Consider the following 26,450-nt stretch of genomic DNA (forward strand, 5'->3'; position numbering starts at 1 on the left):
TTATAGTGCAATATCATAAAGAGTTATTTGGTAAAACTGAACGTGTTAGCTTTTCTAAATTTCCTCAAGTTCTTGACTTGCCAAACCTATTAAAAGTTCAAAAAGATTCTTATAGGTGGTTTGTCGAAGAAGGCTTGGGAGAAATCTTGGAAGATATTTCCCCAATTGAAGATTATAATGGCAATTTAATACTTGAATTTGTCGGATATGATTTTGATGATCAAACAAAATATACAATAGAAGAAGCAAAATACAAAGATACAACATATTCTAGAGACCTTAAAGTTAAGGCTAGACTTATTAACAAGGAAACTGAAGAAGTAAAAGAGCAAGAAGTATTTATGGGAGATTTCCCAATGATGACAGATTCAGCAACCTTTGTAATAAACGGTGCAGAAAGAGTTATTGTAAGTCAGCTTGTAAGAAGTCCTGGAGTTTATTACGCATCAGAGCTTGATAAATCAGGAAACAAAATGTATTCTTCAACAGTTATACCTAACAGAGGAGCATGGATAGAATTTGATACAGATGCATCTCATACAGTAAATGTTAGACTTGATCGTACAAGAAAACTTCCAGCTACAACTCTTGTAAGAGCTTTACTTTTTGAAAACGACGAAGAAATAATAGAAGCCTTAGGTGATACAGAACATTTAAGAAATACCCTAGAAAAAGAAAATTCAGAAACAAGCGAAGAAGCTTTAATAGAAATTTATAAAAAATTAAAGCCGGGAGATCCTGCCAGTCTTGAATCTGCACAAAATTTAATAAATAATCTTTTATTCGACGATAGAAGATATGACCTTGCTAAAGTAGGAAGATACAAATACAACAAAAAATTAGCCTTACACAACAGAATTATAGATCAAATTTCTGCAAAAGATGTAGTAAGCGATGAAACAGGTGAGCTTTTTGTAAAAGCTGGAGAAATGATAGACAGATCTACTGCTATTAATATAGAAAACAGTGGAATTAATGTTGTAGACATAATTGTAAAACAAGAAAACGGTGAGGACAAAGAATTAAGAATTTGTGGAAACCACTTTGTGTATCTTGATGCTTTTGAAGAATTAGAAGAATTTGATCTTGAAGATCTTGAATTATCAGAAAAAGTATATTATCCAGTAATGAGAGAAATACTTGATGAAAATGAAGATAAAGAATCAATTTTAAATGAAATTGAAAGAAGAAAGAAAGAACTTTGTCCAAAAAATATAGTAAAATCTGATATTCTTGCTGCAGTAAACTATCAATTTAACCTTTTTGAAGGAATTGGTGAAGTTGATGATATAGACCACTTAGGAAACAGAAGAGTTAGGGGCGTTGGAGAATTATTACAAAATCAATTTAGAATTGGTCTTGCAAGAATGGAAAGAGTTGTAAGAGAAAGAATGACAACTCAAGATCCTGACCTTGCAACTCCTCAAGGACTTATAAATATAAAACCAGTTACAGCAGTAATAAAAGAATTTTTCGGATCCAGTCAGCTTTCACAATTTATGGATCAAACAAATCCAATGAGTGAGCTAACTCATAAAAGAAGATTATCAGCACTAGGACCAGGTGGACTTTCAAGAGATAGGGCAGGAGTAGAAGTAAGGGACGTTCATGATTCCCACTATGGAAGAATTTGTCCAATAGAAACTCCAGAAGGACCAAACATTGGTCTAATAACATCTCTTACAACTTATGCAAGAATAAATAAATATGGATTTATAGAAACACCTTACAGAAAAGTTGGAAAAGATGGCCACGTAACAGACGAAATAGATTATCTAACAGCAGATGTTGAAGATAATTTCATAATTGCCCAAGCCAACGAACCACTTGATGAGAACAATAGATTTATAAATGATCGTGTATCAGGTCGTGGTATTAATGGTGAGAATGATATTTATCCTAGAGAAACTGTAGAATATATGGACGTTTCTCCTCAACAAATCGTATCAGTTGGAGCAAGTTTAATTCCTTTCCTAGAAAACGACGATTCAACTCGTGCTCTAATGGGTGCCAACATGCAAAGACAAGCAGTTCCACTTTTAAAATCCCAAGCACCAATAATTGCTACAGGAATTGAACACAGGGCTGCAAAAGATTCAGGAGTTTGTGTAATAAGCAAAAATGCTGGAGAAGTTGTCTATGTTGGAGATGAAAAAATCAGAATTAAAAGAGATTCTGATGGAGAAATTGATTATTATAGACTTCTTAAATTTAGACGTGCCAATCAAGGAACAACAATTAACCAAAGACCAATTGTAAAACTTGGAGAACATGTTGAGGCAAATGAAATAATTGCAGATGGTCCTTCAACAGAACAAGGTGAGCTTGCCCTTGGTAAAAATATCCTTATAGCCTTTACAACATGGGAAGGATATAACTACGAAGATGCTATGCTTTTAAATGAACAATTAGTAATGGATGATGTTCTTACATCAGTTCACATTGAAGAGCATGAATGCGAAGCTCGTGAGACCAAACTTGGTGCTGAAGAAATAACCAAAGATATCCCAAATGTTGGCGATGACATGAAGAAAAATCTTGATGAAAATGGAGTTATAAGAATCGGCGCAGAAGTTAAAAGTGGCGATATCTTGGTAGGAAAAGTTTCACCAAAAGGAGAAACTGAACTATCTCCAGAAGAAAGATTATTAAGAGCTATCTTTGGAGAAAAAGCTCGTGAAGTTCGTGATACATCTCTTACAGTTCCACACGGAGAAAGTGGTATTGTTGTTGATGTTAAAGAATACAACAAAAAAGATGGAGATGAATTATCTCCAGGTGTAAATAAAGTAATAAGAGTTTTTGTAGCAACTAAAAGAAAAATCATGGTTGGAGACAAAATGTGTGGTAGACACGGTAACAAGGGTGTCGTTTCAAGAATTATGCCAAGAGAAGATATGCCTTTCTTACCAGACGGAACTCCAATTCAAATTTGCTTGAACCCACTAGGTATTCCTTCACGTATGAATATCGGACAAGTTTTGGAAGTTCACATGGGACTTGCTGCAAGAACTATGGGATGGAAGATTGCTACACCAGTATTTGATGGTGCTTTGGATACAGAAATAGAAGAAGCGTTAGAACAAGCTCAAAAAATAGCTCCATATGTAAATAAAACAGGAAAAATCAGACTTCGTGATGGTAGGACCGGAGAAGAATTTGATAACCCAGTTACAGTTGGAGTAATGTATATGCTAAAACTTCACCACATGGTTGAAGAAAAAATCCACGCTAGAAGTATTGGACCTTACTCACTTGTAACCCAACAACCTTTAGGTGGAAAGGCACAATTTGGTGGACAAAGATTTGGAGAAATGGAAGTTTGGGCCCTAGAAGCATACGGAGCAAGTCATACTCTTCAAGAAATGTTAACAGTAAAATCAGATGATGTTACAGGAAGAGTTAAAACTTACGAAGCTATTGTTAAGGGAGAAAATGTTCCAGAACCAGGTACACCAGAATCTTTCAAGGTATTGGTAAAAGAATTACAATCTCTAGCCCTAGATGTTGAGCTTTTAGATGAAGATGGAAATGTAATTGAAATTAAAGAAAATATAGATGAACAAGATAAGTTCTCAGAAGTTGAAAAGATTGATGCTTCAAAAATTAGAAGTCAATCCAAAAAACTTAGTGGAGCAAATCTATCAGCAAAAGAAGATGAAAAAGTAGAAGCTACAGAATCTACAAGTAAAGAAATAGAAGAGCTAGAAGATTAAGGGGGATTTTTTGTCAGAATTACAAGAATTTGGTGCTATGAGGATGAAAATAGCATCTCCTGAAAAAATCAGATCATGGTCTCATGGTGAAGTTAAAAAACCAGAAACTATTAATTACAGAACACTTAAACCTGAAAAAGATGGTTTATTCTGTGAGAAAATTTTTGGACCGACCAAGGACTATGAATGCTCTTGTGGTAAATACAAGAGGATTAGATATAAGGGTGTTGTTTGCGAAAAATGTGGTGTTGAAGTAACAAAATCTAAAGTAAGACGTGAAAGAATGGGACATATTGAACTTGCAGCTCCTGTAAGTCATATATGGTATTTTAAAGGAATCCCTTCAAAAATGGGTCTTCTATTAGATATGAGCCCAAGGGTTTTGGAAAAAATCTTATATTTTGCTTCATATGTAGTAATAAATCCAGGTGAAACTGAATATTACGAAAAACAAGAATTATCTGAAAGCGAATATTCAGAAGCCTTAGATAATTACCCAGACGATACAGAATTTCAAGCTGAAATGGGAGCAGAAGCTGTTAAAAAACTTCTTGCTAAGATGGATCTTAAAAAAGAATACGAATCTTTGATGAAAGAACTTGAAGATGCAAAGGGACAAAAGAAAGTTAGAATTTCTAGAAGACTTGAAGTTGTTGATGCATTTTTAACAAGTGGTAATAAACCAGAATGGATGATACTTGATGTTCTTCCAGTTATGCCTCCAGAACTTAGACCAATGGTTCAACTTGAGGGTGGAAGATTTGCAACAAGTGATTTAAACGATTTATACAGAAGAGTTATAAATAGAAATAACAGGTTAAAAAGACTTCTTGATATTGGAGCTCCAGAAATCATTGTAAGAAATGAAAAAAGAATGCTCCAAGAAGCTGTCGATGCTCTTATAGATAATGGTAGACGTGGTCGTGCTGTAACAGGTGCATCAAACAGAAATATGAAATCTCTATCAGATTTATTAAAGGGTAAAAGTGGTAGATTTAGACAAAACTTATTGGGTAAAAGGGTAGATTATTCAGGCCGTTCTGTAATAGTTGTAGGTCCAAATCTTAAATTTAACCAATGTGGTTTACCACAAGAGATGGCTCTAGAATTATTTAAACCTTTTATTATGAATAAGGTTGTGGAAAAAGACCTTGCTCATAATTTAAAATCTGCTAAAAAAATGGTTGAGAAAAAAGATCCAAGAGTATATGAAATACTTGAAGATGTAATAAAAGATCATCCAGTTTTATTAAACCGTGCCCCTACACTTCATAGACTTGGAATCCAAGCTTTTGAACCAGTTTTGGTTGAAGGAAAAGCAATGAAACTTCATCCACTTGCTTGTCCTGCTTTTAATGCGGACTTTGATGGGGACCAAATGGCAATCCATTTACCTTTATCAAATGAAGCTCAAATTGAAGCAAGACTTTTAATGATGTCAACAAACAATATTCTTGGTTTAAAAGATGGTAAGGCAATCACAACTCCATCCCAAGATATGGTTCTTGGTGCATATTATCTAACAACTATAAAAGAAGGTGCAAAGGGCGAAGGAATGATTTTTGAAGATATTTCAGAAATGAAAAAAGCTCTTTTAAATCATGATGTTACCCTTCAAACAAAAGTTGGAGTAAGAATTAAAAAAGATGAAAAAGATCCTGGAAAAATTGTAAATTCTTCAGTTGGTAGATTTATCTACAATGAAGGAATTCCACAAGATTTAGGATATGTAAATAGAAAAGAAGACCCATATTCTCTTGAAGTTGATCAAGTTACATCATCTGGTGTTTTAAAAGAAATTGTTGATCGTTGCTTTAGAAAACATGGAAATATTAAAACAGCTTCAGTTCTAGATTATATAAAATCAACAGGCTATAAGTTCTCAACTCTTTCAGGACTAACAGTTTCAATGTCAGACGTTACTATTCCACATCAAAAATGGGATATAGTTTCAAAGGCTGATGAAGAAGTTGATAAGTATGAAAAACTTTATAGACGTGGATTTATAACAGATAACGAGAGATATGAAAAAGTTATTGATATTTGGAGAGAAGCTACTGATGAAGTAACAGCTGCTCTTCTTGATGAATTAAAATCTGATAATAACATTAAAATATTTGCAGATTCTGGAGCCCGTGGTTCTACAAACCAAATCAGACAATTAGGTGGAATGCGTGGACTTATGTCAAGAGCCGATGGAAAAATCATAGAAATTCCTATAAAGGCTAACTTCCGTGAAGGACTTTCTGTACAAGAATACTTTATTTCAACTCACGGTTCTCGTAAGGGTCTTACAGATACAGCTTTAAGAACTGCCGATTCAGGATATCTAACAAGAAGAATGGTAGATATTTCTCAAGATGTTATCGTAACTGAAGATGATTGTGGTACAGATGGATATGTAATTGCTCATGAATTTAAAGATGGAAATGAGTTGATTGAAAATTTATTTACAAGAATTGTAGGTCGTACATCATTTGAAGATATTTATGATAATGATGGGGAACTTATAGTTGGTAAAAACCAAATTATCGATGAAGATAAGGCGGATAATATCGTAGCAAACGGAATTAAAGAAGTTAAACTTCGTTCAGTTCTTGAATGCAAATCTAAACATGGTGTTTGTGAAAAATGTTATGGTAGAAACCTTGCTACAGGTAAAAAGGTAAATATTGGGGAGGCTGTAGGAATTATAGCTGCTCAATCAATCGGTGAACCGGGTACTCAGCTTACAATGAGAACCTTCCACTCAGGAGGAATCGCAGGAGTTGGAATTACTCAAGGTCTTCCAAGGGTTGAAGAGTTGTTTGAAGCAAGAAAACCAAAAGGACTTGCATTTATTGCAGAAAACTCTGGAACAGTTTCACTAATTCAAAATGAAAAGAAAACTGATGTTGAAATTTTATCTGAAGATGGATATTCTAAAAAATATAATATTCCATTTGGAGCAAGACTTTTAGTTTCAGAAGGAGATGTGGTTGAAAAGGGACAACAACTAACTGAAGGATCTCTTGATCCACATGATGTTTTAAAAGTTTTGGGAAAAATTGGAGTTCAAGATTATATAACCAAGGAAGTTCAAAAAGTTTATAGACTTCAAGGTGTAGAAATTGATGATAGACACATAGAAGTTATTACAAAGCAAATGCTTAAAAAAGTAAAAATAGAAGATGCTGGAGATACAGAATTTTTACCAGGTTCATTACAAGAGATTAGAGAAGTAAGAATTGTAAATGAACAAATGGAAAAAGATGGAAAAGAACCATGCAAATATTCTCAACAACTTCTAGGAATTACAAAAGCATCACTTGCAACAGAATCTTGGTTATCAGCAGCATCTTTCCAAGAAACAACAAGAGTTTTAACAGATGCATCAATAAAAGGTAAAGTTGATGATCTAAAAGGATTAAAAGAAAACATAATCATAGGAAAACTAATACCAGCAGGTACAGGTATGAAAGTTTACAACGATTTTGATATAGACTATGAAAATAAAGACCTTGAAGATGCACAAATACAAATGAATATTGAAGAAATTGAAAATAGAGAAAAAGAAGCTCTAAATGAATAAAAAATAAGAGTCGGCATAAAGCCGACTCTTAAAGCATATACAAATCCTCAAGCACGAATATCTGACTCCAAAAATTGTTGATTTCTAAATTTCAAAATTCTAAAATCGCAAACTCGCTAGTGCGAGGACAGATAAATAGCTTAAAATTGTGCCAGTGGTACGATTTTAATATTTATCCCTCGGAATAAAACGAAGAATTAAAATTTAATTGAAGTAAATTTATTTAATAAAATATCATTGCTTTAAATTTTAGAGTGCGATTTTTTAACGAATTTTTAAATTTGAAATCAAATCAATTTTTTCCGTATGATATTCTTAGCGTGAGGATTTGTATAATTTGTCAACAGTCTGAGAGTCGGCGTTTGCCGGCTCTTTTATATTGAGTTTATAATATTTAAAATTATAAAAGTAAGTAAAGATATAAGTGTTAATTTTTTGTATTTTATATTTTTTAAATTTAAATTAACTTTTTGAACTTTTGCAAGAAATAGGGAAAAAATTAAAAATCCTATTGAAAAAACTAGGGATCTTTTTAAAGAATCAACTTGATTGTTTTTATAAATATAAAAATAAGCCAAATATTGAATAAGTAAAACTAGGCTCGCTGAACAAGGAAGAGCTTGTATATATTGTTTGTAATTTTCTTTGGAATTCATATAAATCTCCTTTCTTAAATATTATAGGGGATTTTTTTATTATTACAAATATTTTGCTTAAACAGAACATCCTGTGTAATTTTTTATTTTTATTTCATTGTAATATTATTAGTTTATATTTAATAATTATAATCTAAAAAAGAGAATAAAAACGAAAAAAGAAAAAGATTTCTTGACAAAAATATAACGAGATTCGTTAAAAAATAATCATTGAAAATATAACAATGAAATCGATTGACAGAAAGTAAAAAAAGCTTTAAAATTAATTTAAGAATACATAGAAAGTAAATATATAAAATTATGTAAATTTATGTATTTTTTTAAATAAATAAGGAGGTATTATGCAAAATATTTTAAGTCCAGATCAAATTTTGGATAAGGTTAGTAATGCTTATGTTAATAAGGCTAGGGCAAAGGCAAAAAGACTTTTTATCCTTTCATTTTTGGCAGGAGCTTTTATCGCTTTTGCAGCAGCAGGATCAAGTTTTGCATCTTTTAATTTGCTAGCAAATAAAGACACTTTGGGTCTTGGCAAATTAGTTCAAGGTTTGTGTTTTACTCCGGGCTTGATTTTTGTTCTTATTGCTGGGGCTGAGCTTTTTACTGGAAATAATTTAATGCTTATTTCTGTATATGATAAAAAAATTAATATTAAAGAGCTTTTAAGAGCTTGGGGCATTGTTTATTTGGGTAATTTTATTGGATCAGTTTTTGTAGCATTTTTAATGATGAAATCAGGTCAATGGAATGCAGGAGATTCTATGCTTGGGGCAAGAACAATTTTGATTGCAAATTCTAAGGTAAATCTAGGATTTTCTGAGGCTTTTATCCTTGGTATTTTTTGTAACTGGCTAGTTTGTTTGGCTGTTTGGATGTCTTTTGGATCTGATAGTCAAGTTGGCAAAATGCTTTGTGCATTTTTTCCAGTAATGTTGTTTGTTCTTTCTGGTTTTGAGCATAGTATTGCAAATATGTATTATATTCCAGCAGGAATTTTTGCAAAATCAGTTCCAGCTTATGCGGCTGCAAGTGGACTTGGTGATGGACTTAGCACACTAACTTGGTCAGGATTTTTCACCCATAATTTACTCCCGGTAACTTTAGGAAATATTGTTGGCGGAGGAATTTTTGTTGGTTTGGCTTATTGGTTATCATTGAGAAAAAAAGAGGATTAAATATGAAAACTATAAAAGGAAATTTTGTTTTTGACAAAGAAGAAAATAGAGAAAAAATTAATGAATTTAAAAGATTTATTGAAAAAAACAAGGATAGAAAGGGTCCTTTGATGCCAGTTTTACAAGAGGCACAAAGTATTTTTGGATATTTGCCAGATGAAATGATGGAACTTATTTCAAATAAACTAAATATTCCTCTTGCAGAAGTTTATGGTGTTGCAACTTTTTATTCACAATTTACCTTTATACCAAAGGGAAAAACTGACATACATATATGCCTTGGAACAGCTTGCTATGTAAAAGGAGCTGTGGATATTTTAAATGAATTTGAACAAAGACTTGGTATAAAAAAGGGCGAGACCACTCCAGATGGAAAATTTTCTATTTCAGAGACAAGGTGTCTTGGAAATTGTGGGGCAGCACCAGTTGTTGAAATAAATGGAGAGCAAGTAGAACATTTTACAAAAGATGATGTTTCTAAAGTTTTGGAAGAAAATAAGTAGGTGAATTATGCTAAATTTGGAATATCTTGAAAAAATAAAAGAAAACACACAAGTTTCTCATCCAGAAAAACTTGAAAAAACTGATGATATTCAGGTGAAAATTGCCCTTAGAAATTGTGGGGTTATTGATCCAAGAAGTATTGATGAATACATAGCAAGGGGCGGATATTTTGCCCTACATAAGGCCCTATCAGAAATGGATAGGAAAGAAATTATTGAAACTATTTCAAATTCAATGCTTCGTGGAAGAGGTGGAGCTGGTTTTCCTACTGGGAAAAAATGGAAAACTGCTTATGATTATGATGTAGATAAAAAATATATAATTTGTAACGCCGACGAGGGAGATCCTGGTGCTTATATGGATAGGTCAATTCTTGAAAATGATCCACATTCAGTTCTTGAGGCAATGGCTATTGCTGGATATGCAATTGGAAGTGATGAAGGATTTATTTATGTAAGAGCTGAATATCCAAAGGCTGTTGAAAGTTTAAAATATGCCATAAAAGATGCTGAAGAAAAAGGTTTTCTAGGCAAAAATATTATGGATTCTGGTTTTAATTTTACAATTGAATTAAGACTAGGTTCAGGTGCTTTTGTTTGTGGAGAATCTACAGCCTTGATGGAATCTATCGAGGGCAAAAGAGGAATGCCAAGAGTTAAAATCCACCGTACAGCCTTCAGGGGTTTGTGGCAAAAACCTACAGTTATAAATAACGTAGAAACTTTGGCAAATGTTGCTCAAATTATTATAAATGGTGCTGATTGGTACAGAAGCATTGGTACTGAAAAATCTCCTGGAACCAAAGTTTTTTCCTTGGTTGGGGATGTAAAAAACAGTGGATTGATTGAAGTTCCTATGGGAACAACTTTAAGAGAAATTATTTATGATTTAGGCGGAGGAATTGAAGGCGACAAAGAATTAAAAGCCGTTCAAACTGGTGGCCCTTCTGGTGGATGTATTCCTGCAAAATATTTGGATTCATCCGTAGATTATGAAACATTAAAAGAATTAAATTCAATTATGGGTTCAGGTGGAATGGTAGTTATGGATGAAAATACTTGTATGGTTGACATAGCAAGATTTTTCCTCGACTTTACTTGTGATGAATCCTGTGGAAAATGCGTTCCTTGTAGGGAAGGAACAAAGAGGATTTTGGAAATTCTTGAAAGAATCGTTGCAGGAAAAGGAAAAATGGAAGATATAGATAGGCTTGAAGAGTTAAGCGAATTGGTAACAGAGGCTTCTCTTTGTGGTTTGGGAAAATCAGCAGCCTTTCCAGTAATTTCTACCTTAAAATATTATAAGGATGAATACATAAACCATATTGAAAATAAACACTGTCCAGCTGGATCTTGTAAGGCCTTATTATCTTATAAAATCGAAGATAATTGTATAGGATGTGGAACTTGTAAGAGAAATTGTCCTGTTGGATGTATTAGTGGAAAAGTTAAAGAAAAACATACAATTGATCAAGAAAAATGTATCAAGTGTGGAACTTGCTATAATGTTTGTCCAATAAAACCAAAAGCTGTAGTAAAGGGATGATCTTATGACAGATATTACAATAAAAATTGATGGAAAAGAAATAAAAACTCAAAAAGATAGGTTTGTTTTGGATATAGCAAGGGAGAATGGAATAGAAATTCCTGCGATTTGCTATGCTCCAAGTTTGAAGGCCTTTGGTGGATGTAGACTTTGTATAGTTGAAATTACAAAAAACGGTAGAAGTAAAATCGAAACATCTTGTTCAGCAAGGGCAAGTGATGGGATGGAAGTAAAAACTCAAACAGAAGAATTAAGAGAAAAAAGAAGAAATATTTTGCAACTTTTACTAGATTCTCATCCAAATGATTGCCTAACCTGCCAAAAAGCTGGAACTTGTCTTTTGCAAAAATACGCCTACGAATATGATGTAAAATTTAGAGACCACGATGGGGCAAAAAGAGAAGAAAAATATGACTTATCAAGTCCATATATTTATAAAGACAATTCAAAATGCATTCTTTGTGGAAAATGCGTACAAATTTGTAACCAAGTAGAAGAAAGAGCGATTTTATCTTTTGCCGACAGGGGATACGATTCTTATATAGCTTGCGATTTGGGAGAAGATTTTGCTCATTCCTATTGTGTTTCATGTAACAGGTGTGTTTCAATTTGTCCTGTAGGAGCCTTGGTCGATAGAAGACTTATGGGAAAAATTAGAAACTTTGAAGGAGAAACCAAAGAAGTTAAGTGCAAGGTTTGCGATTATGGATGTGATTTTAATCTTCATTCAAAAGATGGCAAAAATATTGCAGTTACTGCAAAAAAACCTGGAAATGGAAGACCACTTTGCTTAAAGGGAAGAATGATGACAGAATTGATGTTTTTGGATAATCCAGATAGACCTTTCATGAAAGGAGCTGGAGAATTTAAAGAAACTAATTGGATGACTGTCACAGGTTTAAATAATGTTTATAAAAAAATTGAAAAAATAGAAGACAAAGGAGAATAATATGAAAGTCATAATAAATGATTTTGAATATAATCTTGATACTCCTAAGACTATTCTTGAATTTTGTAAGGAAATTGGCATAGAAATTCCGACCCTTTGTAAGGACGAAAGACTTTTGCCAAATGGAGCTTGTAGGCTTTGTATAGTTGAAATTGAAGGATACAAAACTCCCGTTACAGCTTGTTCACAAAAAATAAAAGATGGGATGAAAATTTATACTCACAGTGAAAAAATAATAAAAATGAGAAGAGAAATTTTGGATCTATTATTTTCAAACCATCCAAATGATTGCCTATCTTGTGATAAGTCTGGAAAATGTAAATTACAAAATTATTGCTACGAGTATGGAATAAGTGAGGGATCTTTTAAAAGAGAGATAAAAGATTTACCAATTGATTTTTCAAATAAATTTTATTCTTACGATCCTAATAAGTGTATAAAATGTGGGATTTGTGTAAGTGTGTGCAATAATCTCCAAAATAGCTATGCCATAAGTTTTGTTGATAGGGGATTTGATACATATATTGGAACCCCTATGGATAAGGGACTTGGTTTTTCAGATTGTGTTTCTTGTGGAAACTGTGTTTCAGCTTGTCCGGTTGGAGCCTTAAATCCTAAGAAAAAATACGAAGAAGATAAGTTTAGGTATTGGGAAACTCGTAAAGTTCAAACAACTTGCTCATATTGTGGAGTAGGCTGCCAAATAAATTTACTTATAAAAGGAAATAGGATTGTTGAAGTTGAACCAATTAATACAATTCCAAATGATGGGCTTTTGTGTGTAAAGGGAAAATTTGCCCACAAATTTGTAAACCATCCTGATAGACTTACAAAACCTCTTATTAGAAAAAATGGAAAATTAGTTGAAGCATCTTGGCAAGAAGCCTACAGGGTCATAAAAGAAAAATATGACCAAACAATTGAGAAAAAAGGTCCAGATGGATTTGGAGGATTTTCTTCAGCAAGATGTACAAACGAGGAAAACTATCTTTTCCAAAAATTTGTAAGGACAGTTTTTAAAACTAATAATGTCGATCACTGTGCTCGTCTTTGCCACGCATCAACCGTAGCAGGTCTTGCCAATACTCTTGGAAGTGGTGCTATGACCAACAGTATTTCAGAAATTGAAGGAACCGATGCCTTTATAATAATTGGAACAAATACCACAGAAAACCATCCTGTTATTGGAACCAAAATCAAAAAAAGAGTAAAAGAAGGGGCTAAGCTTATAGTTATAGATCCTAGGGAAATTGAACTTGCAGATTATGCAGATATTTATTTACAAATAAAACCTGGAACAAATATTGCAGTTTTAAATGGCCTAATGCATATTATTTTAAAAGAAAATCTTCACGATATGGATTATATAAATGAAAGATGCGAAGGCTTTGAAGAGTTTAGAAAAACTGTAGAAAAATATACGCCAGATGTAGTTGCAGAAATTTGCCATATAAATAAAGATGATCTTATAAAAGCTGCAAGAATGTATGCAAAAGCAAATAAGGGAGCTTTATATTATTCAATGGGAATTACCCAACATTCATCAGGAACAAACGGAGTAAGATCAACTTCAAACTTACAAATGCTTACAGGAAATGTTGGTTTTGAATCTACAGGAATAAATCCTTTGAGAGGACAAAATAACGTTCAAGGTGCTTGCGATATGGGAGCTCTTCCAACAGACTATACTGGATATCAAAAAGTATTTATTGATCCTGTAAGAGAGAGAATGGGAGAGTTTTGGAAAAGAGATCTTCCTGATAAAAAAGGTTTGACAATTACAGAAATGATGGATTCAGCAGACAGAGGAGAGCTTTCGTTTTTATATATAATGGGAGAAAATCCTATGATTTCAGATCCAGACCAAAATCATATCAAAAAAGCCTTAAAAAAATTAGATTTTCTACTTGTTCAAGATATTTTCTTATCAGAAACTGCAGAATTTGCTGATGTAGTTTTACCAGCAGCATCATTTGCAGAAAAAGACGGAACTTTTACAAATACAGAAAGAAGAATTCAAAGAATCAATAAGGCAATTGATCCTATTGGAGATTCCAAAGCTGACTGGCAAATTTTGATGGAAATTTCTACACTTTTGGGATATGAAGAATACTATGAAAATCCTAGTGAAATTATGGATGAAATTGCAGCTTGCACTCCTTCATACGGTGGAATTTCTTACAAAAGGCTTAAAAAAGAATCTCTTCAATGGCCTTGCACAAACAAAGACCACCCTGGAACAAAATATTTACACAAAAATACAATGGCAAGGGGCAAGGGACTTTTTGTACCAATTGAATATGAAGAAAGCAAGGAACTTCCAGATGAAAAATATCCGTTGATTCTTACAACTGGAAGAATGCTTTACCAATATCACACAAGAACTATGACAGGAAAAATTGAAGGATTAAGTGAAATTGCAGGAAAATCTTATATAGAAATTTCCCCACAAACTGCAAAAATTTACAATATAAAAAATGGTGAAAAAATCAAAGTTTCATCAAGACGTGGAAGTGTAGAATCCTATGCGAAAGTAACGGAAAAAATAAATCCAGGAGTTGTATTTATGCCTTTCCATTATGTTGATGGACCAGCAAATAGGCTAACAAATCCAACCCTAGATCCAATTGCAAAAATTCCTGAGCTTAAAGTTGCAAGTGTTATGATTGAAAAAATAGAAAGGAGTTCTTATGTATGATCCAATAAAAATAATTAGCCTTGCCATGGAAATGGAATTATATGGGCACAATTTTTATAAAGATAATGCGGAAAAAAGCCAAAATCTACAAACTCAAGCAATTTTTAAAAAATTATCAAAAATTGAGTGGGGTCATTATGAATACCTAAAAAATCTTCTTTCCAAATACAAGGGAGAAGATGTAGATGAAAAAGATTTGACTTTGCCAAAAGACAATGCAGACCAATTTTTTGACCAAAGAAAAGAAAGCGAAAATTTGGACCAAAATTTAGAGCAATCCATGATTCCTGATATGAATGTTTTGAGAATGGCATATCTTATTGAAGAAGATTTTAGGGATTATTATAAATCAATGGCAAAAAAAGTTGATGATTCCGAATTAAAAGAAATTTTAGAAAATTTTTCTAGTTGGGAAAATGAACATGCAAATATTTTTAAGAAAGAATATGATAAATTGATGGACCAATATATGAACATTAGCTGGGGTGGCTGATGGAAAATAAAAAAATGACAGCTCTCCTTCTTTCTGGAGGAAAAAGTACAAGAATGGGAGTTGATAAACAAAAGTTATCCTATAATGGTGTCTATTTGATTGACACCATTATAGAAAACTTGGCAAAAAATTTTGATCAAATCATAATTTTGTCAAATGAAAAAAACTTTTTTGAAAATAGGTATAAAAATTATAAAAATGATATACTAATAAAAGAAGATATAATAAAAAATATTGGCCCCTGTGCAGGATTGTATAGTGGCCTTATTTATGCAAAAAATGAGGATAATTTTTTGATTGCCTGCGATATGCCATATTTTAATCAAGCTTACATTGATTTTTTGAAGGGAAAATCCTATGAAAAAATTTTAGCATACAAAAATGAAAAATACTTTGAGCCTTTTTTTGCCCTTTACAAAAAAGAATTGGCGAATGATTTGGGAAAATACATAAAAGAAGGTGGACGCAGTTTGAATGGATTTTTAAGAGAAATTTCTCCTACTGTGATAAAAAAAGAAGAAATAAAAGATATTAAAAATATAGAGAAAATTTTTAGAAATTTAAATTATCCTGATGATTGGAAAAAATTTATAGAAGAGAGTAAAAATGAATTCAGTTAGAAAATACCAGATTGAAAAAATTGAAAAAGATGTGGATTTAAACTTGATAGATGAGGTAATTGTCGAATATCCTTTAGAAATTTATGTAAATGGGGAAAAATTTACAAGATTAACATGCACTCCAGTTGAAATAGAAAATCTTGTCATAGGTCATCTTTATAGCGAAAATATTATTAATTCAATGAGTGACATTAAAAATTTAAAAATAGAAGAAAATAAAGCTTATGTAGATTTAAAAAAGGAAAAATCTAAAAAGAAGACTAGGGAAATTAAAAATCAAACAATTGATAGGGAAAAACTTTTTGAATTTTCCAAAAGATTTCAAAATGAGTCTGAAATTTTTAAAAGAACAGGAGGGGCTCATTCTTGTGCCCTTGTAAAAAATTATGAGATTATAAAATTTGAGGAAGATGTTTCAAGAAGCAATGCCGTTGATAAATTAATTGGCTATATTTTAAAAAATGAAATCGACCTATCTGATAAATTTATTTTTACATCTTGTAGGATTAGTGAAATAATTTTGGAAAAAATTTCAAATATAGGTTTTAACCTTCTTATTTCTCAGTCATGTCCAACAAGTTTGGCAGTTGATTTGGCAAGGGAGAAAAATATAAATTTAATAGGTTTTGCAAGAGGCGAGAGATTTAACATTTATAATAAAAATGAGAATCTTTTTATAAAATGAGGAAGTTATGGATTTATTAGATGTTGTAAAAATTGATGAAGCGATTGATTTACAGGTTTCTTTGATGGAAAAAATTGGATATAAGAAAAAAATCCAAATAAAAACTTGCCATTCTTTGGGCTATATTTTGGCAAAAGACTTGATTTCAAAAGATGATTTGCCATGTTTTAGGAAAAGTACCATGGACGGCTACGCCATAAATTATAAGGATAGCCTAGGAGCGACTGATTCTATTCCTTCAATGTTAAAAGTTGTTGAAGAAATTCAAATGGGTCATATTCCCCAAAAAAAATTAAAAAGAGGCGAGGCCTCAAAAATTTATACTGGCGGCATGGTTCCAGAAGGGGCAGATGCGGTTTTACCCATAGAATATACAGAAATTTTGTCCAAAAAATTAATTTCAATAAGTAAGCCTGTGGTTTTTATGGAAAATATTATAGATATTGGCGATGATTCAAAAATTGGAGATATTTACGAAAAAGAAGGAAAAATCATAGATCCTGAAACTATAGCCATGGCATCAAGTCTTGGTTATGAAAAAATTGAGGTTTATGACAAATTAAAATGTAAAATTTTATCAACTGGGGATGAAATTATTCCTGTAAATTCAAATCTAGTTCCAGGAAAATCAAGAGATATAAATTCATACATGCTTTATTCATTGTTAAAAAATATGGGAATTGATGTGATTTCTATGAAACATTTAGAAGATGAAAGAAATCTTATAAAAAAAGAGCTTGAAGAAGATTTGGATTTGATAATAATTTCTGGATCATCATCAAAGGGAAATAAGGATTTTGTTCCAAGTATTTCAAAAGAATTAAATCCTGGAATGATTTATCACGGAATTTCTATAAAACCTGGAAAGCCAACAAGTTTAAGTCAAAATAACAATACAATGATTTTGGGACTTCCTGGAAATCCTATTAGTGCCTATGCAGTTTTTAGGACTATTTTCCAAAAAGCCTATGAAAAATATTTTAAAATTGATAAAAATTTAAAAATAAAATGCAAAATCAAAAGAAATATTGCAAATACTTCAGCTAAAACCATGATTTGCCTTGTGGAAATAAAAAATGAAGGAGACGAGCTTGTGGCAAGTCCTATTTTTGGATTTTCCAACAATATTTCCCTACTAAAAAAAGCCAAGGGCTATATTGTGATTGATGAGTATGTTGAAGGAATAAAAGAAAATGAAAAAGTGTGGGTGAATCTTATTAGATGAGAAATATTTATTTAGATACAAAAGAATTAGAAGAGGCAATAGAAATTTTTCATGAAAATCTTGTGGAATTTTTTGGGGATGAAAAAAGTGAAATAATAGATTCTAAGGATGCTTTTGGAAGAGTTTCAAAAAATGCAGTTTTTGCTAAATATTCATCACCAGCCTACCATTCATCAGCCATGGATGGGGTTATGGTAAAAAGTGAAATGACAAAACTTGCAAGAGAAAATAAGCCCTTGTTTTTAAAAAATGAAGATTTTATTTATTGTAATACGGGTTCCGCCTTAATAAAACCCTATGATGCAGTGATAATGATAGAAGATGTAGAAATTAAAGATGATGGAATTGTAATTTTAAAACCCGTAAATGCTTGGGAAAATATAAGGATCCAAGGAGAAGATGTAATCGAAAAAGATTTGATTTTTGAATCTTTCCACAAATTCAGATCAGTTGATCTTTCAGTTTTAATTTCTGCAGGAATAAATGAAGTCGAAGTTTTAAAAAAACCATTTATTGGAATTATTCCATCAGGAAATGAAATAATTGATAACAAAGAAGACTTGGTCAAAGGAAAAATTATCGAATCAAATTCTTCCATGTTAAATTCTATGGCAAAAGAGTGTGGCTTTGAAACAATAATTTATCCGATTGTAAAAGATGAAAAAACAAAAATTAAAAAGGCTCTTGAAATGGCGGAAAAAGAATGTGATTTTGTAACTTTAATTGCAGGAACTTCTGCAGGAAGCAAGGATTATACAAGAGAAATAGTGGAAGAAATTGGAGAAGTTTTTGTTCATGGACTTTCAATAAAACCCGGAAAGCCTGCAATTCTTGGAAAAATTTCCCAAACTCCATTTGTGGGACTTCCAGGCTATCCAGTTTCAACCCACATAGTTTTTGATAAGATTGTTCTTCCTACTCTTTTTAAAAAAATGAGAATTATTTTAGATGATAAAATTAAAATTAAGGCAAAACTTACCAAACCTGTAATTTCTTCATTAAAAAACAGAGAATATATAAGGGTAAAAATTGGTTTGGTTGATGGAGAAATTATTGTAACACCACTTGATAGAAAGGCTGGATCCCTTTTTTCTCTATCAGAATCAGACGGTTATTTAATTATTGATAGAAATATTGAAGGCTATAATAGGGGAGATTTGGTAGAAGTCACTCTTCATAGACCAATTCCAAAAAAAGTTTTTGAAAACAGGATGGTTTCAATTGGATCTCATGATATAGTTTTGGATATTTTAAATGATTTATTTGCAAAAGATAATAAGCTTACAAGAATTTCATCATCTCACGTTGGTTCTTTGGCAGGACTTAAGGCCCTAAGCCAAGGCGATTGTATGCTTGCTCCATCACATTTACTTGATGAAAACGGGACCTATAACAACGAGGCAATTGATTTATTTTTTGAAAAAGATGAAGTTTCAAAAATAAATGTGGTTGGACGTAGGCAGGGGATTTTTGTTCAAAAAAATAATCCATTAAAAATTAAAACCATAGAAGACCTTATAGATAAAAAAATGGTAAACAGGCAAAGAGGAGCAGGAACTCGTTTGTTGTTTGATTATTTGTTAAAAAAGAAAAATATTGATCCAGAAAAAATAAAGGGTTATGACAATGAAGTGACAACTCACTTGTCAGCTGCCCTTGCAGTAAAAAATGGAGATTGTGATTTTTCAATTGGGGTTGAATCTGCTGCCATAAAAATGGACATAGATTTTATTTACCTAAAAGATGAAGAATATCAATTTATTATAAAAAAAGAAAATTTGAAACTTGACTCAATCAAGGACTTAATCGAAGTTTTAAAATCAGATGAATTTAAAAGTAAAATGAGAGAGCTTGGTGGGTATAATACTAAAGAAAGTGGAAATATTTCATAGGAGGAAAAAATGAAAATTAAAAAACTAAATTTCTTAGCACTTGCACTTGTATTTGCTTTTACAGGATGCGCAAAAAATGACAAGGATGCGAAAGTTGCATCTAATTCGAATTCTTCAAGCAAGGAAGCTGTAGTAAGCTCAAACGAAAATAATAAGGAAGATAAAATCGTAAGACTTACAACAACAACTTCTGTTAATGATTCAGGCTTGATGGATTATTTGAGAGATGATTTCAAAAAAGACACAGGGCTTGATATGGAAATTGTTTCAAAGGGAACAGGAGCTGCAATCGAGGATGCAAAAGCTGGAAATGCTGATGTAATTTTGGTTCACTCAAAAGATGCAGAAGATAAATTCATTGAAGAAGGATATGGACTTGAAAGAAAACCATTCATGCACAATTTCTTTGTAATAGTTGGACCAAAAGATGATCCAGCGGGAATCAAGGGAAAAGATGCAGAAGAAGCCTTCAAATTAATAAATGAAAAGAATGAAAAATTCGTATCAAGAGGAGATGAGTCAGGAACTCACAACAAAGAATTGAAAATTTGGGAAAAAGCGGTTGTTGATGTTGACGAATTATCTAAAAAAGAAAATTACAATTCTCTTGGAGATGGAATGGGAGCAACTTTAACATTTGCATCAGAAAATAACGCCTATACTCTAACAGATTTATCAACATTTTTAACCATGAAAAATGATTTGGATTTGGAAGTTTTAGTTGACCAATCAGATGCTCTTAAAAATGTTTATTCAATTATTATAGTAAATCCTGACAAAGTAAAGGGAACAAACCAAGAAAATGCTAAGAAATTCCAAGATTGGATGCTTTCTGACAAGGCTTCAAAATTAATTAGCGAGTATGGTAAAAAGGATTATGGCCAACAACTTTTCTTTTTAGGAGAATAGGATGAATGAAATTTATTCCATTGTTTTATTGACCTTAAAAATTTGTATAATTTCAAGCTTAATTTCTGGAATTTTTGCAATTTTTTTGGCCTTTTACCTTGGATTAAATGACAATAAATTTATAAAAATTTTAAAAATTATTATCAATGCCTTTACATCCTTGCCGCCGGTTATAGCGGGAGTATTTGTCTATTTAATATTTTCAAAAAATGGAATTTTGGGAAGTCTTTCTTGGCTTTATACAGAAAAAGTCATAATAATTGCCCAAATTCTAATCGTAACACCCATAATTTGTGCAAATATTTATCCAGCAGTAGAAAGTATAAAATCTTCATTTATGGAAACTTGTCTGGGACTTGGCTTAAAAAAATTAAAAATTTTTAAGCAACTTTTGCTAGAAATCGAAAATTCTATTATTTCTGCCCTTATAACAGGTTTTGGAAGAGCTATTTCAGAAGTTGGAGCAGTTATGATAGTTGGAGGAAACATAAGATATAAAACTAGGGTTTTGACATCAGCCATAGTCCTAGAAAACAACAAGGGAAATTATTCCATGAGTATAAGACTTGGAATAATTTTGATGCTAATATCTTTTGGAGTCTCCTTTTTGGCAATGATTTTTTCAAGGAGAGATAATGATAAGGTTAAAAAACTTACAAGCCAAAATTGAAGGAAAAATTTTATTTGATATAAAAGATTTTACTTTTATTGATGGAAAAAAATATATACTTACAGGCAAAAACGGAGCTGGTAAATCTACACTTTTAAAATCTTTTATAGGTCTTAATGATTTGGTAAAAGGAGAAATTATTAGTGATAAAAATATAATTTATCAGGCTCAAGATCCCTATATTTTTAAAAAAACTCCAAGAGATAATTTTAAAATAATAGGAAAAAATCCTGAAAATTTTAAAGAAGATTTGAAATATTTTGGCATAGAAAAGCTCCTTGACCAAAATGTAGAGAGTCTTTCGGGTGGAGAAAAAGAAAAGGTCGTATTTTTAAGGTCGATTTTAAAGGCGGATAAAACTTTGCTTTTGGATGAGCCTTTTTCACAAATGGATAAAATTTCAAGGAAAAGGGCAAATGATTATTTGGATAAGTGGCTAAAAGAAAAAAATGATAGAATGGTAATTTTAATAAGCCACGAAAATATTAAAAATTACACATATGATTTCCACGTAGAAATAAAAGAAAAGCAGCTTAAATTAATTTAGGCTGCTTTTAAAATATATACAAACCCTCAAGCACGAATATCTGACTACAAAAATTGTTAATTTCTAAATTTTAAAATTTTAAAATCGCAAACTCGCTTACGCTCGAACAGTGCGATTTTTGACAAATTTTCAAATTTGAAATTAAATCAATTTTTTCCGTATGATATTCTTAGCATGAGGGTTTGTATACTTTGCCAACTTTACTAAAAAGATTATATTAAAAAAGGCTGCTTTCTAATATTTCTATTCTTTCACTTAAATCTTCCAAATCTTTTTCACTATAAGAAAAATTTGAAATCTTATTTATTGTTTCTGCTATATTTGATAAACTATTAGGATCTACTGAAAATAAACATAGCCCCGCAGAGTCTATTATTTTGGCATTTTCTTTAAATTTATTTTTGCCCTTTTTCTTTTTTTCAATCTCTATACCATATTTTTTTTCTAAATATTTTTCGCCTTTTGCAAGGTCAGCATAAATATCTTTTCTATTTTTATCCACAAGTCCTTTGGAAATTTTTTCTAATTCGTCAAGGTCTAGATTTTTAAAATTATAAATATGGTTTAAATTTTTATAGGAAAATTCTATAGCATTTGATAGACCAAATTGGTCAATTCCATATTCATCAAGCCTATTTTTTATCCTTTCTAATTTATAAATTTCATTATCATTATAAATTTCTTTTACAGAAAAAATACTTTCTCTTTTAGATATTCTTTTGGAATGACAACCCAAAAGGCAAGCCTTACAAATCCTATTTTTATTTTTTTCAAATATATTAGGGGTATTGATTTCTCTTAAATTATTATTTTTTACAGTTATTGAAAAAACATTTTTTTCTAATAAAAAATTTCCAATATTTTTTGAACAACCGCGATACTCATCTTCAATCAATCTTGATAAATAATCTCCCCTAATAGCAGATTTAGTGATATAAAGTGAAGAAGAATCTTCTCCGTATTTTTCTTTCAAATATTTATTTTTCAAACTATTGGAATTTTCACTTATTTCTATTTCGTTAAATAAAATTTTATCCCCATCAATAAAAATTTCGCAAGGATTTTCGCTTTTTTTGTATAAAACAAGCCCATCATAAGAAGATTTTTTTAGATAATAAGAAAAATTTCCTCCCATACTTGTACTTTTTATTTTATTTTCCTTATTTTTTGTAAGAATAATAAATTTGTTTATGGGATTATTAAAATCTATCAAGGATGAAGAAAAAACCATAAAGGGATTTTCTATATCTTTATTTTCATTAAGCCACCAAAGAGAAAGTCCAAATCCTCCCATATAAAAATCACTGATTTTTTTGTCGACATATTGGACTTTTGTTTTCTTCTTACAAAGATCCACTAATAAAATTTTATAATTGTTTGTCATACTAACCTCATTTTTTTATTTTTAAAGCTTTTAAATATGGTACTAGAATATTTTTAAAAATATATGTGAAATTTCACAAAAGAAAAACTTACAAAGTGATTTGTTAAGATGCCCTAAATTTCAAGCTTTATTGACATTCGATTCGACTTCTAATAATATATAGGTAAAGATACCGTTTACCTAAGGAGGGTTAAAAAATGATGGAGAAAATTCAAAAGTTCGGAGGTGCAATGTTTACTCCAGTAATGCTATTTGCTGTTTCAGCAGTGCTTATTGGTTTTGGGATATTGTTTACAAACGAACAAATACTTGGTGCAATCGCCGCAGAAGGAACTTTCTGGAGAGGATTCTGGGATATGGTTTTATCTGGCGGTTGGACAGTATTTAATCAATTGCCACTTTTATTTGCAGTTTCGTTGCCAATAGGTCTTGCAAATAAACAAAATGCTAGAGCTTGTATGGAATCATTGGTTATTTATTTAATATTCAATTATTATGTAGCTTCCATACTAGGAACTTGGGGATCAGTTTTTGGTGTTGATTACGCACTTGAAGCTGGTGCAGAATCTGGACTTGCAAATATAGCAAACATTAAAACCCTCGATATGGGTATGATGGGAGCTTTATTAATTTCAGGACTTGCAATATTTTTACACAATAAATATTTTGATACAAGACTTCCTGAATGGCTTGGAGTTTTTAGAGGTTCAGCCTTTGTTGTAGGACTTGGATTTATTGTAATGATTCCAGCCGCAGTACTTGCTTGTTTAATTTGGCCAAAAATTCAAATGGTAATTTCTAGCTTCCAAGGATTTGTAACAAGTTCAGGAGGACTTGGTGTTTGGGTATTTATTTTACTTGAAAGATTATTGATACCATTTGGTTTACACCACTTATTGTATGCACCAATATATTATGATTCAGTTTTGGTTTCTGGTGGAATTTATGCTGCTTGGGCTAAACAATTACCAGAACTTGCAGCAAGCACAAAACCACTTTTAGACCTTGCACCATATGCAGCCTTTACTGCTACAGGTTGGTCAAAATTATTTGGTTGCGTAGGAATTGGACTTGCCTTTTATAAAACTGCAAAGCCTGAAAATAAAAAGAAAGTTGCAGGACTTTTGATTCCAATCGTAATTTCAGCTGTAATGTGTGGAGTTACTGAACCAATAGAATATACATTCTTGTTCATTGCACCACCATTATTTGTAGTTCACGCTGTACTTGCAGCATGTCTTTCAACAATCATGTATTATCTTGGAGTTGTAGGAGTATTTTCAGGAGGAGCTATAGAAATGGCATCACTAAACTGGATACCACTTATGGCAAATCACTGGTCAACATATTTAAAAATGTTAATTGTAGGAATAATTGCAATTGGAGTTTGGTATTTTGTATTCACATTCTTAATTGAAAAATTTGACTTTAAAACACCAGGTAGAGAAGTTAAAAGTGATGTTAAGCTATATTCTAAAAAAGAATATAGGGCTAAAAAAGGTGGAGCTAAGGCAGAAGATGCTACAAAAGTTGATGCAAAAGATGAGTTCGAAGTTATGGCCGATGAAATTTTAATTGGTCTAGGTGGATCTGAAAATATAAAAGATTTCACAAACTGTGTAACAAGACTTAGGGTAAATGTAAAAGATCCTGAAAAAGTTATGGAAAATGAATACTTTAAGCAAATTGGAACTTATGGAACAAGTAGAAACGGTAACTCTGTCCATGTAATTGTTGGAACAAATATCCAATATGTTGCAGATGAATTTGGACAAATTTTAGAAAACGAATAAGAAAAGAAAGAATAAGAATAAGAAAAAATAAAAATAAAAAATAAAAATTAAGGAGAAAAACAATGAAAAAATACGCTATAACAATCGCAGGTGGTGGATCAACATTTACACCAGGAATGATCTTGATGCTTATGGACAATCTTGATAGATTTCCAATTAGATCAATCAAATTATATGATAACGATGAAGATAGACAAAATATAATCGGAAATGCTTTTGACATTTTCATGAAAGAAAGACATCCTGATATAGAATTTATCCACACACTTGATCCAGAAACTGCATTTTCAGATACAGACTTTGTAATGGCACAAATCAGAGTTGGTAAATATGAAATGAGATCAAAAGATGAAAAAATTCCACCAAAATATGGTGTAATTGGACAAGAAACCTGTGGACCAGGTGGAATTGCTTATGGATTAAGATCAATCGGTGGAGTAATCGAAATTTTAGATTATATGGAAAAATACTCACCAGATGCTTGGATGCTAAACTATTCAAACCCAGCAGCAATAGTTGCAGAAGCAACAAGAAGATTAAGACCAGATTCAAAAATTATAAATATTTGTGACATGCCAATTGACTTAATGTATAAAATGGCAGATATGGTTGGACTAAAACACTGGAAAGATTTAGATTTCTCATACTATGGACTTAACCACTTTGGTTGGTTTACAGAAATCAAAGATAAAGATGGAAATGATTTAATGCCACAAATCAAAGATCACGTATCAGTAAATGGATTTGCTGATGGAATCGGAACAGCACAACACCTTGATGAATCTTGGGTTGAAACATTTACAAAGGCAAAAGATGTATATGCCCTTGATCCAGAAACAATACCAAACACATATTTAAAATACTACCTATATCCAGACTTCGTAATGGAACATACTGACATTAACCATACAAGAGTTGATGAAGTAAAAGAAGGAAGAGAAAAAGAAGTATTTGGTTTATGTAACACAATAACAGATAGAGGTACAGCGGAAGGAATCGACTTTGAAATTGACGCTCACGCATCATATATAGTTGACCTTGCAATTGCTCTTGCAGAAAATACAAAAGAAGTTTTCCTATTAATTGTAGAAAACGACGGAGCAGTATCAAACTTTGACCCAACAGCAATGGTAGAAGTTCCATGTATAGTTGACAAATCAGGATACAAGAAAATTTGCCAAGGAAAAATTCCTCAATTCCAAAAAGGAATGATGGAAGAACAAGTTTCTGTAGAAAAACTTGCAGTAGAAGCTTGGATAGAAGGATCTTACCAAAAATTATGGCAAGCACTTACACTTTCAAAAACAGTACCAAGTGCAAAAGTAGCAAAATTAATCCTAGACGATTTAATAGAAGCAAACAAAGACTTCTGGCCAGAACTTCATTAAAAATAAAAATAAATCCTAGTAGCAGTATAA

General features: G+C 31.6%; 19 protein-coding genes. 17 read left to right on the forward strand and 2 right to left on the reverse strand.

The features are described from left to right. Positions 1-5 precede the first annotated feature (5 nt). Positions 6-3,716, forward strand: a complete 3,711-nt coding sequence (rpoB, locus tag L6653_RS00280) for a DNA-directed RNA polymerase subunit beta (protein ID WP_236784797.1) — start codon at positions 6-8, stop codon at positions 3,714-3,716. A gap of 10 nt (positions 3,717-3,726) precedes the next feature. After that, positions 3,727-7,287: a DNA-directed RNA polymerase subunit beta' gene (gene rpoC / locus L6653_RS00285; protein ID WP_236784799.1), complete on the forward strand. Its 3,561-nt coding sequence runs from the start codon at positions 3,727-3,729 to the stop codon at positions 7,285-7,287. A gap of 374 nt (positions 7,288-7,661) precedes the next feature. Here rpoC and L6653_RS00290 read toward each other — a convergent pair whose 3' ends face one another. Then, entirely contained in the window at positions 7,662-7,943 is a 282-nt protein-coding gene (locus L6653_RS00290) for a hypothetical protein (protein WP_236784800.1), read from the reverse strand. 341 nt (positions 7,944-8,284) lie between these two features. On the opposite strand from L6653_RS00290, the gene L6653_RS00295 reads away from it, so the two are divergent. From L6653_RS00295 to L6653_RS00355, 13 genes are read left to right on the forward strand one after another with little or no spacing between them, the layout of a single operon-like run. After that, a complete protein-coding gene (locus L6653_RS00295; RefSeq protein ID WP_236784802.1) occupies positions 8,285-9,118 on the forward strand; it encodes a formate/nitrite transporter family protein in 834 nt (277 codons plus the stop codon). A 2-nt stretch (positions 9,119-9,120) separates the two neighbouring features. Further along, positions 9,121-9,621 (forward strand): NADH-quinone oxidoreductase subunit NuoE, encoded by a 501-nt coding sequence (gene nuoE / locus L6653_RS00300; protein ID WP_236784804.1) that lies wholly within the window; start codon positions 9,121-9,123, stop codon positions 9,619-9,621. A 7-nt stretch (positions 9,622-9,628) separates the two neighbouring features. Next, a complete protein-coding gene (locus L6653_RS00305) occupies positions 9,629-11,167 on the forward strand; it encodes an NADH-ubiquinone oxidoreductase-F iron-sulfur binding region domain-containing protein (RefSeq protein ID WP_236784806.1) in 1,539 nt (512 codons plus the stop codon). Between the two features lie 4 nt (positions 11,168-11,171). After that, positions 11,172-12,116, forward strand: a complete 945-nt coding sequence (locus L6653_RS00310) for a 2Fe-2S iron-sulfur cluster-binding protein (RefSeq protein ID WP_236784808.1) — start codon at positions 11,172-11,174, stop codon at positions 12,114-12,116. Between the two features lies 1 nt (position 12,117). Continuing rightward, positions 12,118-14,814 (forward strand): formate dehydrogenase subunit alpha, encoded by a 2,697-nt coding sequence (gene fdhF, locus L6653_RS00315; RefSeq protein WP_236784809.1) that lies wholly within the window; start codon positions 12,118-12,120, stop codon positions 14,812-14,814. Further along, on the forward strand, positions 14,807-15,307 hold the full coding sequence (locus L6653_RS00320; protein WP_236784811.1) for a ferritin family protein: 501 nt from the start codon (positions 14,807-14,809) through the stop codon (positions 15,305-15,307). The genes fdhF and L6653_RS00320 overlap by 8 nt, the downstream gene beginning before the upstream one ends. Continuing rightward, positions 15,307-15,927: a molybdenum cofactor guanylyltransferase gene (gene mobA, locus L6653_RS00325; RefSeq protein ID WP_236784812.1), complete on the forward strand. Its 621-nt coding sequence runs from the start codon at positions 15,307-15,309 to the stop codon at positions 15,925-15,927. The genes L6653_RS00320 and mobA overlap by 1 nt, the downstream gene beginning before the upstream one ends. Next, on the forward strand, positions 15,914-16,612 hold the full coding sequence (locus tag L6653_RS00330; RefSeq protein ID WP_236784814.1) for a formate dehydrogenase accessory sulfurtransferase FdhD: 699 nt from the start codon (positions 15,914-15,916) through the stop codon (positions 16,610-16,612). The genes mobA and L6653_RS00330 overlap by 14 nt, the downstream gene beginning before the upstream one ends. 7 nt (positions 16,613-16,619) lie before the next feature. After that, complete coding sequence (locus L6653_RS00335; RefSeq protein WP_236784816.1) at positions 16,620-17,837, forward strand: molybdopterin molybdotransferase MoeA; 1,218 nt, start codon at positions 16,620-16,622, stop codon at positions 17,835-17,837. Beyond that, entirely contained in the window at positions 17,834-19,729 is a 1,896-nt protein-coding gene (locus L6653_RS00340; RefSeq protein ID WP_236784818.1) for a molybdopterin biosynthesis protein, read from the forward strand. Before L6653_RS00335 ends, L6653_RS00340 begins: the two co-directional genes overlap by 4 nt. Before the next feature lie 9 nt (positions 19,730-19,738). Further along, positions 19,739-20,638 (forward strand): ABC transporter substrate-binding protein, encoded by a 900-nt coding sequence (locus L6653_RS00345; protein WP_236784820.1) that lies wholly within the window; start codon positions 19,739-19,741, stop codon positions 20,636-20,638. 1 nt (position 20,639) lies between these two features. Further along, positions 20,640-21,308 (forward strand): ABC transporter permease, encoded by a 669-nt coding sequence (locus L6653_RS00350; protein WP_236784822.1) that lies wholly within the window; start codon positions 20,640-20,642, stop codon positions 21,306-21,308. After that, positions 21,274-21,855, forward strand: a complete 582-nt coding sequence (locus tag L6653_RS00355) for an ATP-binding cassette domain-containing protein (protein WP_236784824.1) — start codon at positions 21,274-21,276, stop codon at positions 21,853-21,855. Before L6653_RS00350 ends, L6653_RS00355 begins: the two co-directional genes overlap by 35 nt. 217 nt (positions 21,856-22,072) lie before the next feature. Here the strand turns inward: L6653_RS00355 and L6653_RS00360 are convergent, their stop codons facing one another. Beyond that, positions 22,073-23,239: an aldehyde ferredoxin oxidoreductase N-terminal domain-containing protein gene (locus L6653_RS00360; RefSeq protein WP_236784836.1), complete on the reverse strand. Its 1,167-nt coding sequence runs from the start codon at positions 23,237-23,239 to the stop codon at positions 22,073-22,075. Between the two features lie 197 nt (positions 23,240-23,436). On the opposite strand from L6653_RS00360, the gene L6653_RS00365 reads away from it, so the two are divergent. Together L6653_RS00365 and L6653_RS00370 are read left to right on the forward strand one after the other, a co-directional pair. Then, the gene (locus L6653_RS00365; RefSeq protein WP_236784837.1) at positions 23,437-25,032 is read left to right on the forward strand and encodes an alpha-glucoside-specific PTS transporter subunit IIBC; all 1,596 of its coding nucleotides are present in this window, start codon (positions 23,437-23,439) and stop codon (positions 25,030-25,032) included. Between the two features lie 62 nt (positions 25,033-25,094). Next, complete coding sequence (locus L6653_RS00370) at positions 25,095-26,420, forward strand: 6-phospho-alpha-glucosidase (RefSeq protein WP_058990878.1); 1,326 nt, start codon at positions 25,095-25,097, stop codon at positions 26,418-26,420. Positions 26,421-26,450 lie beyond the last annotated feature (30 nt).

Source organism: Anaerococcus ihuae, from assembly GCF_928368155.1.
Classification (GTDB): domain Bacteria; phylum Bacillota; class Clostridia; order Tissierellales; family Peptoniphilaceae; genus Anaerococcus; species Anaerococcus ihuae.